This is a genomic window from Paraburkholderia sp. J7 (assembly GCF_905220155.1).
In the GTDB taxonomy this organism is placed as follows: Bacteria; Pseudomonadota; Gammaproteobacteria; order Burkholderiales; family Burkholderiaceae; genus Paraburkholderia.
Map to the genome: position 1 here is coordinate 25,513 of NZ_CAJMYZ010000034.1, position 13,623 is coordinate 39,135.

Annotated in this window: 16 protein-coding genes and 1 pseudogene; 2 read left to right on the top strand and 15 right to left on the bottom strand. The window is 60.2% G+C overall.

What is annotated here, in order from left to right; translation table 11 throughout:
• Window positions 1-11: 11 nt before the first annotated feature.
• The 13 genes from virB10 to U5A58_RS36540 all read right to left on the bottom strand — a co-directional run bounded on the left by virB10 (window position 12) and on the right by U5A58_RS36540 (window position 9,922).
• Window positions 12-1,220, bottom strand: a complete 1,209-nt coding sequence (virB10, locus tag U5A58_RS36480; RefSeq protein WP_321964997.1) for a type IV secretion system protein VirB10 — start codon at window positions 1,218-1,220, stop codon at window positions 12-14.
• The gene (locus tag U5A58_RS36485; RefSeq protein WP_321964998.1) at window positions 1,213-2,049 is read right to left on the bottom strand and encodes a TrbG/VirB9 family P-type conjugative transfer protein; all 837 of its coding nucleotides are present in this window, start codon (window positions 2,047-2,049) and stop codon (window positions 1,213-1,215) included. The genes virB10 and U5A58_RS36485 overlap by 8 nt, the downstream gene beginning before the upstream one ends.
• The gene (locus U5A58_RS36490; RefSeq protein WP_321964999.1) at window positions 2,046-2,948 is read right to left on the bottom strand and encodes a type IV secretion system protein; all 903 of its coding nucleotides are present in this window, start codon (window positions 2,946-2,948) and stop codon (window positions 2,046-2,048) included. The genes U5A58_RS36485 and U5A58_RS36490 overlap by 4 nt, the downstream gene beginning before the upstream one ends.
• 185 nt (window positions 2,949-3,133) lie before the next feature.
• Window positions 3,134-3,493, bottom strand: coding sequence for a hypothetical protein (locus U5A58_RS36495; protein ID WP_321916935.1), 360 nt, complete (start codon window positions 3,491-3,493; stop codon window positions 3,134-3,136).
• A 22-nt stretch (window positions 3,494-3,515) separates the two neighbouring features.
• The gene (locus U5A58_RS36500) at window positions 3,516-4,448 is read right to left on the bottom strand and encodes a type IV secretion system protein (protein WP_321916936.1); all 933 of its coding nucleotides are present in this window, start codon (window positions 4,446-4,448) and stop codon (window positions 3,516-3,518) included.
• A gap of 14 nt (window positions 4,449-4,462) precedes the next feature.
• Window positions 4,463-5,335 (bottom strand): type IV secretion system protein, encoded by an 873-nt coding sequence (locus U5A58_RS36505; protein WP_321916937.1) that lies wholly within the window; start codon window positions 5,333-5,335, stop codon window positions 4,463-4,465.
• A complete protein-coding gene (locus U5A58_RS36510) occupies window positions 5,332-7,731 on the bottom strand; it encodes a transporter (RefSeq protein ID WP_321916938.1) in 2,400 nt (799 codons plus the stop codon). Before U5A58_RS36510 ends, U5A58_RS36505 begins: the two co-directional genes overlap by 4 nt.
• Window positions 7,722-7,919: a hypothetical protein gene (locus U5A58_RS36515; RefSeq protein ID WP_321916939.1), complete on the bottom strand. Its 198-nt coding sequence runs from the start codon at window positions 7,917-7,919 to the stop codon at window positions 7,722-7,724. The genes U5A58_RS36510 and U5A58_RS36515 overlap by 10 nt, the downstream gene beginning before the upstream one ends.
• Window positions 7,912-8,340: a VirB3 family type IV secretion system protein gene (locus tag U5A58_RS36520; protein ID WP_321916941.1), complete on the bottom strand. Its 429-nt coding sequence runs from the start codon at window positions 8,338-8,340 to the stop codon at window positions 7,912-7,914. The genes U5A58_RS36515 and U5A58_RS36520 overlap by 8 nt, the downstream gene beginning before the upstream one ends.
• A 6-nt stretch (window positions 8,341-8,346) precedes the next feature.
• Entirely contained in the window at window positions 8,347-8,691 is a 345-nt protein-coding gene (locus U5A58_RS36525) for a hypothetical protein (protein ID WP_321916942.1), read from the bottom strand.
• Between the two features lie 12 nt (window positions 8,692-8,703).
• Window positions 8,704-9,375 carry a lytic transglycosylase domain-containing protein gene (locus U5A58_RS36530; RefSeq protein ID WP_321965000.1) on the bottom strand — a complete coding sequence of 224 codons (672 nt, stop codon included), beginning with the start codon at window positions 9,373-9,375 and terminating at the stop codon, window positions 8,704-8,706.
• A 37-nt stretch (window positions 9,376-9,412) separates the two neighbouring features.
• Complete coding sequence (locus tag U5A58_RS36535) at window positions 9,413-9,706, bottom strand: hypothetical protein (RefSeq protein WP_321916944.1); 294 nt, start codon at window positions 9,704-9,706, stop codon at window positions 9,413-9,415.
• Between the two features lie 3 nt (window positions 9,707-9,709).
• Window positions 9,710-9,922 carry a hypothetical protein gene (locus U5A58_RS36540; RefSeq protein ID WP_321916946.1) on the bottom strand — a complete coding sequence of 71 codons (213 nt, stop codon included), beginning with the start codon at window positions 9,920-9,922 and terminating at the stop codon, window positions 9,710-9,712.
• A gap of 614 nt (window positions 9,923-10,536) precedes the next feature.
• Here U5A58_RS36540 and U5A58_RS36545 point away from each other — a divergent pair.
• Window positions 10,537-10,935, top strand: coding sequence for a helix-turn-helix transcriptional regulator (locus U5A58_RS36545; protein WP_321916947.1), 399 nt, complete (start codon window positions 10,537-10,539; stop codon window positions 10,933-10,935).
• Window positions 10,936-11,252: 317 nt separating this feature from the next.
• Here U5A58_RS36545 and U5A58_RS36550 read toward each other — a convergent pair whose 3' ends face one another.
• Both U5A58_RS36550 and U5A58_RS36555 read right to left on the bottom strand, forming a co-directional pair.
• Window positions 11,253-11,861 carry a hypothetical protein gene (locus tag U5A58_RS36550; RefSeq protein WP_321916949.1) on the bottom strand — a complete coding sequence of 203 codons (609 nt, stop codon included), beginning with the start codon at window positions 11,859-11,861 and terminating at the stop codon, window positions 11,253-11,255.
• 445 nt (window positions 11,862-12,306) lie between these two features.
• Window positions 12,307-12,533, bottom strand: a pseudogene (locus U5A58_RS36555) (IS110 family transposase); the annotation flags it as partial.
• 579 nt (window positions 12,534-13,112) lie between these two features.
• Here U5A58_RS36555 and U5A58_RS36560 point away from each other — a divergent pair.
• Window positions 13,113-13,580, top strand: a complete 468-nt coding sequence (locus U5A58_RS36560; protein WP_321916951.1) for a hypothetical protein — start codon at window positions 13,113-13,115, stop codon at window positions 13,578-13,580.
• The last annotated feature ends 43 nt before the right edge of the window (window positions 13,581-13,623 follow it).

Sequence of the window (13,623 nt, forward strand, 5' to 3'; positions counted from 1 at the left end):
AATTAAATGAATCACGGCGTGGCCAATTCGTACACATCGGAGAAATCCACATCGCGCGCAACGAAGATTGTCGTCATCGACCCGTACTTCGAATACGCGGTCGGCGGCACGTTGATGGTGTTGCGCAGCGCTTCGGCCGCTACCTCACCACCGGCATTCGTGGTGTTGTTAAACTGGATCCCGCTACTGCCCGAGTTCGCGGCCAGTGTCGACAGCGCCTGACCGGCATCGCTGATCAGGCTGACCATCATGGCGCCGCCAAACCGCGTCCAGAAGTGGTTGTCGACGTAGGCCGGCAGGCCACTACCGCCGAGCGCATCGGCCGCCGGCGAATCGAGTTGCACCTTTACGCCGTCAGGCGTCGTCAGCCGCGTCCAGATCACGAAGATCCGCGCCTGACCCTGCATCAGCGCCTGCCGCTGCTCACCCACGACCTCGGAGCCGCGCTCGACCAGCAGCACCTTGCCGTTCGCCGAGTACACGTCTTTCGCCACGTGGCAGGTGGTCATGCCCGGGTAGTCGGTCACGATCTCCGCACCCTGCACGCACGGGATCGTGGTGCCCGCGATCAGCAGGTAGTCACGCGACGGTATCAGTTCCGCCTTCACCGTTTCCAGCTTCGATGGCTGCAGCTCGCTGTCCAGTCCATCCTTCGCAAATCCGGCATGCGAATTGGTCAACCCGGGCGTGCCACCAGGGGCTGCCGCGTCGGGCGTCTTCTCATCCTTGACGGTGAGCAGCACGTCGCCATCGAGCTTGCGTTGTGCCGGCGTCTCCACCGCGCTGGCCGCCGTCGCTGCAGCAGCGCCGTTTCCATTCGCCGCACTGGCTGCGTTCGCATGCGCAGGTGTAGCAAGCGCCGCGCTAGCCGCGGCCGCTTCCGACGCCATCGCCGCTTCCTCTGCCCGCTGCTTCTCGATCTTTGCCTTGTCGCGCGCAAAGTCGTGCCGGTCATCTGACGGCTTGTCCTTTGCCGCTTCCGCCCTTGCCGCCTCGGACTCGGCGTGATGCTGCGCCGACCACCGCTTGATCGCGACACCCACTGCGATCGCGCCGAACAGCAGGATCAGCACCATCCCAATGACGATCGGTAGCATCCGGAACGGGCTCTTGCGCTTCGTGCGGCCAACACCCGGCACCCCGCGCTCGCCTATGCCGGCGGGCTCGACCGGTGTCGGGTTCGCCATGTTCGGACCGTTCAGATTGATATCGTCACTCACCGCCCGCCTCCTTTTGCTTCACGAGACGCACCGTGCCCGGAATCGTCGTGCCTGTCGGGTTCAGCTGGCCGTCTGGCCGGTATGCATTGTTGCGAATGCCGAGTACGGCGTCCCCCAGGCGCAGGTTGAAGCGCTGCGCCGTGTCGTGCACCACGAGTACGGGGCCGCGCACGTCATCAGGATTGACGAGCGCTTCCTTGCCGTCCCCGTACACGCGATAGATCTGCGGCAGGTCGCGGCTCGTACTGAACTCGAAGTAGGTAAAGCGGCCGTCATCCCACAGCGCCGTTGGCGCGAGTGTCGTGTCACCATGCATGTCGTAATTGAAGTTGCCCACGCCAGACGTGCTGACGGTCTGCGCCAGCAGTGACCGCGCTTCGGCCGAGCGCACCGCGGCGGCCGCCGACGCCTTTGCACGCGTGTCCGGATAATCGAAGGTCAGCGACCAGACTGCTTCCTCGTGCCTCCTGACCGGGACCAGCTTGAGCACATAGCGACGTCTGTTCGTGAGCAGAATCAGGTTGGTGGCCGCCTGAGGTGCCTTCGGCTTGAAGAAGAAGCCGTTGCCGGCAGGGCCAGCCGTCCATGCCTTACCGTCGCCCATGCCACCACCGTCGATTTTTTCGCCTTTCTCGAAGACGAGGACGGTCGCCTCACCCGGGCGATAGGCGATCCGGTAGGTCTCATTCGGGTCATACACGGCGCACGCAATGTGCCGGTCACTGCCGCACGCACCGGGCACGACTTCGGCGACAGCCGGTAGCGACATGCCGAATAGCGCGGCAGCGATCGACGCAGCAGCAAGCGCTTTCGGGAGCCGGGCGGTCATGGGTTGGCCCCTCCGGCCGGTGCGCTCAAGGACATACTCGACGGTGCCGACTGGGACGATGTGGCCGCGGACGGCATCGGTGTCACGCCGTCTGCGGTGCTGCGCGTCCAGTCGCGGTCGACAGAGTAGCTGGTGACACGAAAGCCCGTTGGATTGAGCTCCTGTTCGTCGCTGCGGGTCGGCAGATCGCCTATCTCGTAGGTGATCGTCGCGACCCAGTATTCGGTTTTAGGCGGTGCCAGCGCCGTGCCGCCCTGCGACGACAAAGAAATCATCGTCTTCGAGAAGAACACCTGTGCGGTGGATCCAACGAACGTAATCGCTCCTGGGCGCACGATCACGCGATATTTATCTGTGAGCACGTTTTGCGGCGAGTTCTTGCGGTTGTAGAGCGCCGCATACAACGCCTGCTCGCGTGGCGAGTTCATCAGCGTCACGGTGTCGTACGCATCCTGGATCGTGTACCAGTCGTACTTCTCACGCAGCTTGACATACGTGCGCAGTGCTGCCCGCACCTCGAGTTCACCGAACGTCACGGATCCGCTGTGCGCGACATCAATCACCTGCACGTCGCCGGTCGCGGTGTTGTCCCTAATAATCACAGGTGGCGACGGTCTCTTTAGTTGTACTAAAGCTGACGAGCCAAGAATTGAGACAAGTGCGACGAACATGGCCCCGCCCGCAACGCGCCATGCAATCTTCGTCATGTTTTCCTGCAGCTGCTGCCGGGACTTCTCGAACGAGAGCGCTTCCCTGAAATACATCCGCGCCATCTCGCGCGGATCGGCGTCGGCGAGTTTCGCCGCAATGTGCTGCAGCGCGGCCGCGCAATTGCCATCGACGGCAACCGCGACTGGCTCAGCCCGCGCCGGCGCCGGCTTCCATGGCATCCATTTCATGGCGCACTCCCCTGTGTCGCATGGTTGACGGGCATCCACGGCCCCTCCGGTTGCGTCGGCTTTGGTGCCGACGAACACGCAGCAAGGAGCGCGGCGCAGCAAAGCACGACGATTAATTTCACGTCAATCTCCGATCGATGTGTACTGTCCGCCGTCTCTGATCGCTCTGGCGGACATGCTGCCGTTTATTTCTCCCGCTCGAACTCGGAGCCAGGTGTAACGAGATGTCCATTCGACTTATCGATCGTCATTGCATATTGAATGCTGGAACTAACAATCATCTTCCCATCCACAATCGTGGCCGGTTGTTGGCGCATTACCGTTCCGACCTTGTTTCCATCGTCGTTGTACTGATCTTCCCGATGCGAAACATAAAAATCATTTCCGGTCCCATTTCTGCTAATGACGATATCTTTATAGTCCTGACCACTAACGCGCGCCCACTTGCCAATGTACTGATCACCATCGTTGCCCTTGCCGCATCCAAATTGCGCCAACGCCACGACGACCACTACTGTCGCCTTCGCAAATCGAATTTCCCTCATGGACATCTCCTGGTATGTAAGATCACGCGCGGCCAATCGAGTTGGTAGGCGCCGATGATGCCCCACTTGCGCGGCCGCCTGTCAGCTTCATCGCCCTCATGGCTGCGCTGGCCGCGTTACCGAGCTTACCAACCATCGAGGAGATGCCCACGCCACCTGCAAGTTGCGATGCGAGTGACGGCATGCTCAACGACACCACGATGAACACAAGCCCCGCCCCGATAATCTTTCCTTCAATTGCATAGGTCAGCATCACGTTATGCACGTCGAATGTCTTCGGCAGTACAGAGGTCATGAAATTCACCTCGATCGCGCCTGTTGCACCGAATAGTGCGACGAGCAGGCCATAGTTCAGACACTGTCCGACCCAGTTCTGGAAGAACTGGCGCGTCGCCGGGAAAAGTGCCGCAACAACGAAGGCCGGCCCGAGCGCGAGCAGCAATCCAAGAGCGAACTTTGCAAGGATGATGTATGCCGCTGCAATCGCGAGAAACGGAACGCCGACCAGCAGGATGCAGATTGCAAGTACTGAAACTTCGATATAGAGGCCGACATCGCTCCACGTCAGTCCCGCGTACATTGTCTTGATTGCGGAGATATAGAGATTCAACAGCGTATCGAGCCCACTACTCAGGCTGTTGCCACCCATCAAGGCACTACTCAGATCGTCCCCGAGGCCATTGAAGAACGGCACCACGTATTCGCTGTAGTAGCTGATATTCATCCCGAGCGTGAGCACAGCCGCCCACCCGGCCATCTTCAGCAGGAAGTCGGATATCGGGCTGTCGTTGTGGCCACGCCAGTACGACACGAGTACGAGCAGGACGTAGAGACTAAAGCAGGCTGCGACCAGCGGACTGATCAGTGAGATCATCCGGGCCGAGCCGGTATTAATCGTGTTCAGCACGTTCTGGTCGAACGAGTTGAACATGTCGGTAAAGATCTGCAGTTGCATGATCGCACTCCGCGTTATTGATCGGCGTTGTCGTCGCCGTTCAGTCGTTGCTGCATGTCGTTATGGGCGGCCTGTTGCGCGAAATCCTTCTCCGCATCCTGAAGTCGCGCCGCGAGGTCGAGGCGCATCTTTTCCGCGTTGATCGACGAGTTTTCTGCCGCCCACCGGTTTTGCAAATCGGCCTTCGCCGCCGGATCCTGTGTGAGGTTCGACTGCTGCATCAGCTGCTGGATGTTCGTCAGCCGGTCGATCGACGCCTGATACGAGCGCATCGCCATTGCCTTGTTGGCGGCCAGAGTATCGTTCAGACGCTGCTGCCCGGGCGTGTACGCGGTCATCCCCTCCTGGCTCTCGATACTGCTGGCGAGGCCGCTGATTCCGTTCAACTGCCCGCTCTTCACTTCGTCGTAGACCGACTGCCACTGATCCGGCAGGTAGTTGCGCAGCGACGGGTCATTGAAGAGGTTTCCGAGGCCGCGATTGCCGATTGTCGACTGGTACTGGTCCGAGAGCAGGCTGTATTGCTGCTCCAGCTGCTTGACGGTCGAGATCGCCTGCGCGATCGCCTGCAGGTCGATCACCGGGACACCCTGCGCGTGCGCTGCCTGCATCGAGAACGCGGCCGCGATCAATGCGGCGCCCGTCAAATCGCGAATGACCTTCATCGTCATGCTCCCAAGCTGGACTGCAGTTGTCGGCAAACCATCGCAATACATTGCGGCGGCGGCCAGTCCCGCGCAGCCAGTCGAGCAAGCCACAAGCAAAACGCGCTCGGCGTCCACTCTCCGGTGCCAGCGCCGGTCGTGCTCGTCCGCCCGCTCCTTGAGCTGTTCGCGCTTCGCTGGCTCGATCGCCGACGAAAGGTGAAGATCGAGGGTCGTCATCATTCGGTTTCCTCAACAAGTTCGGCTTCGTGCTTACGATCGCGTTTGCCCTTGCGGCGTGCCTGGAACAGCTGCATTCGCAGGTCCGTGTCGCCATGTGCGTCGCGCGCGCATTCTTCCCAGATCGCAACGTTGTCCAGACTGCTGGAAAGCACCGCGATCTCGTCGTTCATACCGCCCAGGTCCAGTGTTGCAAACGCCGACTGGTTGCTCTGCTTGATCAGGAACGTGCGCGACTCCTTCGACAGCCGCTTGAGCGTGTCGAATTCGCGGTCGGTCAGGTTCAGGAGCTTGTAACCGTCGCGCGTCGCGTCCGGATTCGGCAGATAGATCTTTGTCGCCGTCAGGTCGCGGATCTCAGCGAACACCGGACACTGGATGGCGTCCTCCGGCGACTGCGAATCCAGGATCAGGAATTCGTCTGCCTTGCGGCCCGTCTTGAGCGACTTGCGGATCAGCTCCTGTGTGGTGGGGTAGCTGGCCGGCAGCCAGAATTCGGCAATCACCGTCGCGAGCAGGCCGCCCCTCTTCTGCATCTGGTCCTTGAGGTACAGCAGGTGTGCAAGCACCGGCTCCGTGGCGGCATAGTCTTTCTTCAGGAAGTCAGTGACATCGAAGCCGATCCGGCGCACGTCGGTAATGTTCGTCAGCGCATCCGGTACGTTGTCCAGCGCCCATGCGAATCGACCGTTAGTTGCACCACACCACTGGCTCAGACGTACCCACAGGCCGCTCTCGTCGCCCGTATCCGGAATCGACTCCAGTAGGCGGCTGAAAGTCCTGTGCTCGATGTTCTCCAGCTTCATGACGGTGTCGACCGCGTGCTTGATCTGGCGCTGGTCGTCAGCACTTAGCTTGCCGTTCTCGTCGCGGCAGCAGGCACCCACCAGGTCGTAAAGGTGCGCGAGGTTGCGCTTCGTCTCGGGCAGGCCAAACGGCGCAAGACCTGTCGGCTCGCCTTCGCGCAGCGTGTAGTAGACCGCGCCCATCTCCTCGAGGAAGATCCGCAGACCTTGATCGAGATCGAGCGCGAAGATCTTCGGGTCGAACCGCTCGAGGAAGGCGAGCAGCATCGTCTCGAGGGTGGTCTTGCCCGTGCCAGTCGAGCCGAGAATCAGCGTGTGGCCGGCAACTTTCTCACCCACGCTATCCTCATCCAGGCGCGAAGCGTGACAGTTCAGGCTGAACAGGCTTTTCGCAACGGTCTGCACCGGCATGAGGGCCGTGCCGTCGCCGAGCGGATTGCCGCGTGCCTTGCCGGCCGAATAGGTATGCATCGAGAACGACGACGCGAGACTGCGGGTCGACTTCGGCATCGGCCGCGGCTTCGTTCTGAATCCCGGCACCTGGCTCATGTACGTGAATGGCGCCGATGCCGTCGCCTTCACGAACTTGAAGCCGCAATCGTTCAGCGCACGACTTGTTACGTATGCGCCGTTACTGATTGCCTTCTCCGGCGTGTCTCCGTACACGACAAGTGCACCGTGATAGTCGCCGAATGCGAGATCGCGACCGGCGATCAGCGCCACCGCATCCTCCAGTTCCTTGATCTGGTGCTTCGCCTTGTCTTCGACCGACCGCAGGTGATTGATCTGGTCTTCGATCGCCTTCATCGCTTCGGCAGTGCTCAAACAGCCCAGGCTCTGCGTGAAGGTGAATTCGACGGGCAGCGACAGCAGCGGATTCGTCTGCCCCCAGCCGGCCTTCGGAAAATCCTTCAGGTCGTAGCAGACCGCGAACCGGGTTGAGCGATCGGCGCGGATCTCAACCGTGTCGTAGTGGAAGTGCAGGTGCGAAGTCGGGATCAGGTCGCGGCCGGTTGCCTGCGTGACCGGCACACGCTCATCGACGCCGTTCACGAGTTCGCCAATGAACTGATACGCCTCCGAGAACAGGATGCCGTTGTGCCCGTATGTTTCGAGCAGTTGAGGATCGTAGGCAACGAGAGCCTTCATCAGCCCCTCGCCCAGCTCCTCGAGCTCGCGCACCGTCTCGTCCAGGTCGTCGCCCTGCAGGATCGCGGTGATGTAGAAGCTGTTCTCGAAGTGATCGTGCCTTCGGAAGCGCTGCAGGTATTTGTCGACGGCCTGCTGGATGAACGGATTGCAGAAACGATACTCGTCGCCAAACGAGACGCTGCGCCGGCGAAACGTGGTCCACAGCGACAGGCGGTTGCCTTTCTCCAGCGTCATCGCGGCCAGCTGACGGTTCCAGCTGTCGTAGCGTGCTTCGATCTCGCCACGGCTCACCGATTCGAATGGGACGCCGTTCACGCGCATCACGAGGAAACCGCCGCCGTTGTCGATGCTCGTCGCCGTTTCCGACACCGGACGGCCGATGCGCGGCAGCTTGTCCTCCGCGGACGCAACGAGCCGGTTCAGTTCGTTGCTCACGCGCATGCCTCGCCTCCCGCGTCCGGCGCGTCGTCCGCGCCGCGAATGCGACGGCGCTCCTCCGCGAGCCGGCGAAACACGTCATACATTGTCTTGCCCGAACCGGGAGCACCAGCCGTCATGGTGTGGCCCACAATGGGCGGGCACGCACTGGCAGCGCCATCTGACGACGGCGCAGGATTGTGGTCATTCATCTTCGTCGTCCTCTGCGTGCGCAAGCAGGCGCTGACGCAGCGCCTCGAAGCGCTCAAGGTCCCGGCCGCGCGAAAACGAGCGGGTGTACACGTCCAGGTCACGGCCATAGCGCATCGGTGCGAGCGTGTATGTCCTGCCGAATACCGACACACGGCGGCGGTCCAGCCAGCAGCGAAATTCCAGCCACGTCAGGCGCAGTGCCTGGTCATCGGTCTCGCAGACATGCCGGAAAAACAGGAAGATGGGCACGCCAGACGAGCCAATCAACAGACCGCCGGGACCGAGCACGAAGCCACCGACCATACTGGTGATCAGCGATGTGCAGCCAATGATCAGCGCCGGGAACATCGGGACGCCGCCGATCATCGCGGCACGGTTCAGGCCTGCGTACGAGGGGTACAGCGTGCGTTCGTCTTCCATGGTGATTCAGGCGAAGAGTCCGAACGCCCAGCCGGCGAGCACGAGTGCCGACCCCACGCCGGCCACCTTCGCGATGCCGCCACCAAAGTCATGGATCCAGTCGGCCTTGTTGGACCAGCACTGAACCCCAACCCACAGCAGATACGAACCGGCCAGCACGCCACAGATGCCGTAGAACCAGAGCGTGAAACTGTTGACCGCCGAGGTGCCCGCGGCGAGGCCACCGCCCGCCCGGGCTCCGCGGGCGGCCATCGACATGACCACGGCGCCGATGCGCCCGGCATTCCTGCCACGCAATCGCACCAAAGCCGCGGCACGGCCGGTCAAGGGTTCGAGAAGAATCTTCTTCATCTGCCTGCTCCGTCAAAAATCGCCCAGGGCATCCCAGGCTGGATGGTGATTGACCGGTTGGGCGTGGTCGGCCCCGGTGTCGGTGCTCACTGAATCATCGGCCCGCCGCACGCGGGCCGGCTGCACTGCCGCGCGCGATGCCGTGTGCACAGCGGGTGTCTTGCCCTCCGGTACGACGGCGATCGGCGGCACGACCGCAGCGCTGGCTTCGCTATCGGGCACGTTCGCAGCCACGCGCTGGACATAACTCGTGCCACCCACATCCGGTTTGAAGCCGCGCGTGAAATTGCCGCTGTAGTAGCAGCTAAGCGCCGCACGCACGGCATCCTGCGGCACGCGTCCGCCGGCGGCCGCGCGGGTGTAGCAGTCGGTGAGGATGGCGCCGCCCGCGCGCAGGTTCGCGCACGGATCGAACGCGGTTTCAGGGGTAAGGCCATAGACCCGCAGGTTCGCGCGATTGACCTGGGCCAGGCCCGTGCTGTAGTTCCAGCCAGCCGCCTCAAGCGCACGCACGGTCGCCACCGCCTCGTCGCGGTTGCGCGGTTGGCGCACCAGGTGGCCGCCGACCACGCCGATGGCGAAGGGATCGAAGCCGGATTCGGTCTTGACGAGCGCCTGCAGGGTGGTCGGATAGACGGCCGGGGCGCATTGCTGTGCGAGCATCGCGAAGTCGACTGGCATCATGACCGCTCCGTTGCGGGCCCCAACGCGAGGTGGGTTTTCATGCGGCGTCTCGGTCGCGCCTGAGCCGATGCGCGACGCCTTCGGCGACGGCAACCGCGACCGCAGGCAACTGGGGCGTCACTCGCATTGCAGCCGTACCGCCCACGCCCAGCTCGAGAGCGGCCGTCACAATGACCGATAGCGACAGCCCATGCATCCGCTGGACGACCCAGCCTACGTAGTGTTCGAGAAACCAGCACATGCCACCGCAGCCGCACGCGACGAGCACTCGCAGCTGCAACAGGCCCATTCCAACGGCTTTCGCAAGGGGATGTCTAAAGAGGCTGCGCATGGTTTACCACTCCCGGTTGTCAAGCGGCCAGCCGCGTCTGTACGCCACGCAGCCGATCGCGGTCCAGCCCAGACCCACGATGGCCACCGCCATGAGCTCGCGCAACGATGAGTGACGCTCCACCATCCAGTACGCTGCGCCAAGTAACGATGTCGCGCCCACGAACAACAGCAGTGCGCACGCACCCTTTCGAATCCACCCGAAAACCGTGCCCATTACGATGCCCTCCAATGTGGCAAGACCTCACTTGCATGCTGCGAGCCCGTCGTGCCCATGCCGCTATCCCTCCGACCCCGCCTCACGCGCCCGGACGAAGCTGCCGCACGGTATCTCGCTGCGCGCAGGATCTCGATTTGAGCATCGACAGCGTCCACCCCCCTCATTAATCATTAGGAATGCTAACGTTATACATTGTTGAATAATGTGGTTCCGATCAAAGCCTTCATGTAACAGGTCCAGATGAGCGCGTTTTCGCTATTGCTACTGCGGAAACTGACCGATGTGACAAACCATTTCAATGCAATGCATATAACTTAGTTATGCTTATTGATTTGGCGAAACCTCCCACAAAAAACGTTAGCACGTTCAGCCCGTTAGCTATTTCCATTAGACGTCACAACCCCGTCCTTGAGACATAGCAAGACCGCAGCGTTGAGTTACGTGTGGTCTTTCCGTTTCGAGCTGGGCGGCAAAGCACGGAATTCCTTGCCAGATTGTTCGTCTTCCACTGTTTTCAGTACCATGGGTGGCCCGTATACTGGTCCGATGAGATGAATTTCTTCCAGTATGGGACATTTTTGTCCCATACACAACACAAAAGACCAATTTAAATGCCATTTTCGTTTGGTTCGCGCCTAGCCGAAGAGCGTGATCGGCTCGGATTTACTCAGGGAAACATCGCCGAGTGGACAGGCATCAACCGTAAGACTCAATCTGCCTACGAAAAAGAACAGCGCTATCCGGATGCTGGCTATCTGATGACGCTAATCGAGCACGGCGTGGATGTCGCCTATTTGCTAACCGGGAAACGAGCTGCGCGCTACGGAGCGGTGGATGAGCAATTGCTACAAAAGGTGTTTGCGACCATCGAAGCCAGCATCTCTGCCGCAGGTCTTCCCGTGGATGTTGAGAAGAAGGCCAAGCTGTTCGCACTGGTCTATCAAGCGTCCTCAGAAACTGGGCAGGTAGATCCGCTGATCGTGCGAAAGGCAATCAGCCTCATTTCCTGACCATCTCAACCGGTTGCGTGACTCAACACTGCTGCCCGCTCAACTGCATCCACAGGCGCCTGCGATACCGCGTACAGGCCCCCTCTCTGTCATCCCTGCGCGCCGTTCCCGCCGCTCGACAATTAATTGCGCGCTTTTGGAACGCGACTCATGCCGTGCGCGCTCAGTCAGCCAGTCGTTTAGCTCGCGCGGAAGTCGGCACTGCGAGCGAACAATGCTACTCATCCGCCCCTCTGCTTCACTCGGGCGGCATAGCGATCAACTGGCACTGCAGTGACACTTTCGCCGAAACACCGTGACAACTTCAAGATGCCCAATTACTCTAGTTTTTTATGGGAACTTGTGCTACGCCCCACTACCCTGGCTTCTAAGCGCCCGGGTGCTGCGCGGCGGGTCTGCCCGCCCCTCTTTTTGCAGTGGTCGGCCGCAGGTTTTTCATGTCTTGTACGTTCTGCCGCATACATGCGGGAGCGATTGTCTTGCAGATCGACTCCCGCTTCGTGAAACAAGCGACGAAACAGGACAAGCGAGCGACGGAGGTACTGATTGGCAGCGTCTGACTCGACATGCAGGCGCTCCGGGAACGTTTGCGCATTCTCCGGCGTGACATGGCCGTTAGTGGCATCCGTAATTCCCCTCGCCAACCAGAATGCGTAATGTGGGAAAAGGTGCGCCAGTGCCTCGATCATATCCGGCGTTGGTCGTTGGCGTCGATGAAATACCTTGCGCCACCGTTGCGTGGAAACTCCAGTGTACTCAGTCAGACGCTCAAAAGAGCCTCGCCCTGGCTCCGGAATTTGAATCAATTCGGTAAACGAATCGACGACTCGCCGGAGCGCTCCGCGCCGCAGGCCACCTTCCGTTTGCCCAAGCCGTGCTTGCTCATTCAGAAGCACGATAAGGCGATCTTCAATCGTTGTAGACATGTCCAGAATATCCTGATCCGGTGACTTGTCCTGTTAGGCCGCAACATTTCGTATGAAAATACTGCACCTCCCTCTGAGCATGCCATCTCGGTTACACTCAGAAACATTGATGACAGTCGTTCGGTGGTCTGTCGGTAAGAAGCTCTTTGACAGGTCGCAAAACGCGACATTAGGTCGGCAAGAAATTCGGCACCTGGCAAAGCGATTGGTAGTTAAGCTAAGCGCACCACCGGTCAACCAAAGCGGTCGGTCAGTTTCCTTGCGACCCGGTACGGAGTGGCGGGCGGTAAATCGACTGGATCAATGCACGGCGCATGGTAAGCGACCGATAGACGCGTTTTGTCGAGCGTGCATAATTGGGATCGCAATGCGCAACCATTAGGAGTGCGAGCAATTCCGGATTTTCGGAACTGCAGCCAGCTCGTCCCATGTGAAAGCCCACGCGTGACCTTAACGGCACAAAACGCATGGAGGGGCTATTTGCGGCTTCGCAGATCGCTTCGGCATCGAGGGCGTCGTTTTTTCATGAGCGCCGCCCTTGCGGTACGGGGCGACAAACTGGGGTGGAATCAGGCGCACGTCATGTCCGAGAGCGCGGAGTTCGCGTGCCCAGTCGTGCGCGGCGGCGCAGGCATCCATTGCAACGAGGCACGGTTTAAGTTTTGCAAACCAGATAACGAATCGATCGCCCGTAAGCGCAGTAAGCTTCCGCAGGGTTGTAGTCGCATTTATTTCGTATTCCTTAATTTATTGCCCAAGAAAGCAAGGAATAAGAGAATATGAAGAGCGTCGCCACATCCATCGCTACACGACGAATTTTCACTCAACCCACGCACCTCTTTTGTCGTCGTTTCGTTTTGCATGCCGGTTCCTGTGTGTGGGTTGGTCGATCATATGACCTTTCAAATTATTGCCCACGCGTGGGTTTTTTATTCGTCTTAGGACCCGGTTAGGAAAAATAAAATGCGCTCGACACGCCACGCTCTCGGCCTGGAATCTATCGACTTCCAAGACCGTTTTTGTTTGACGCCCTGACCGGGGCGTACGCGACCATCACAAGATGGGGTACAAAACGATCGAGACGGCGGACGGGACCGATCCAGAGTCTCCGCAACAGATGCTCTCGAAGATCGTCGAGACCCACACGAAACTGAAGATCTCGTTTGATCTTAGCTTCGCGGGTCCGTCGGTCAGCTTCCCCAAGGTCGATCGCAACCACCCATGCTCAACGCAATGCGGCACCAGTGGACCATGTCGAAGGATGACCTGAAGATCATCAAGGGCGCCGGCTCCCGTGGTGCGGGTCCCGTGAATATCGCGACAGGTATGGTGTCGGGCGCATTCGCTGAGATCGAACCGACGATCTACATGCCGGTCGATCTGTTGGTGGACCGCGGATTCTCCGCTGAAGAGCTCGCGCCAGTCACACTGCGCGAGATCGGTCGCGTGTTTGTCTATTTTGAGTTCATCTCCCACACCGCTGCGACCAACCAGGTGCTGACTGGCATTGCGCGGGCACTGGACACCACTGACACACAGAAGGATCGTACGGTGATCCTGCTCGCGGCCCGTGAAGCACTCAAACTCAAGGACTTCGATGCGAAGGAGCTGGAGAACATCACTGACAAACGGGTCATCGAAACCGTCCTCTTGTCGAACGTTGTGCGCGAGAGCCGCTCGGAGCTGGGCAGTGACATCTACGACGAAAACAGCTACTAGTTCCTCGCCGACCAGTACACGACGCGTCATGGCGCGGGGCGCT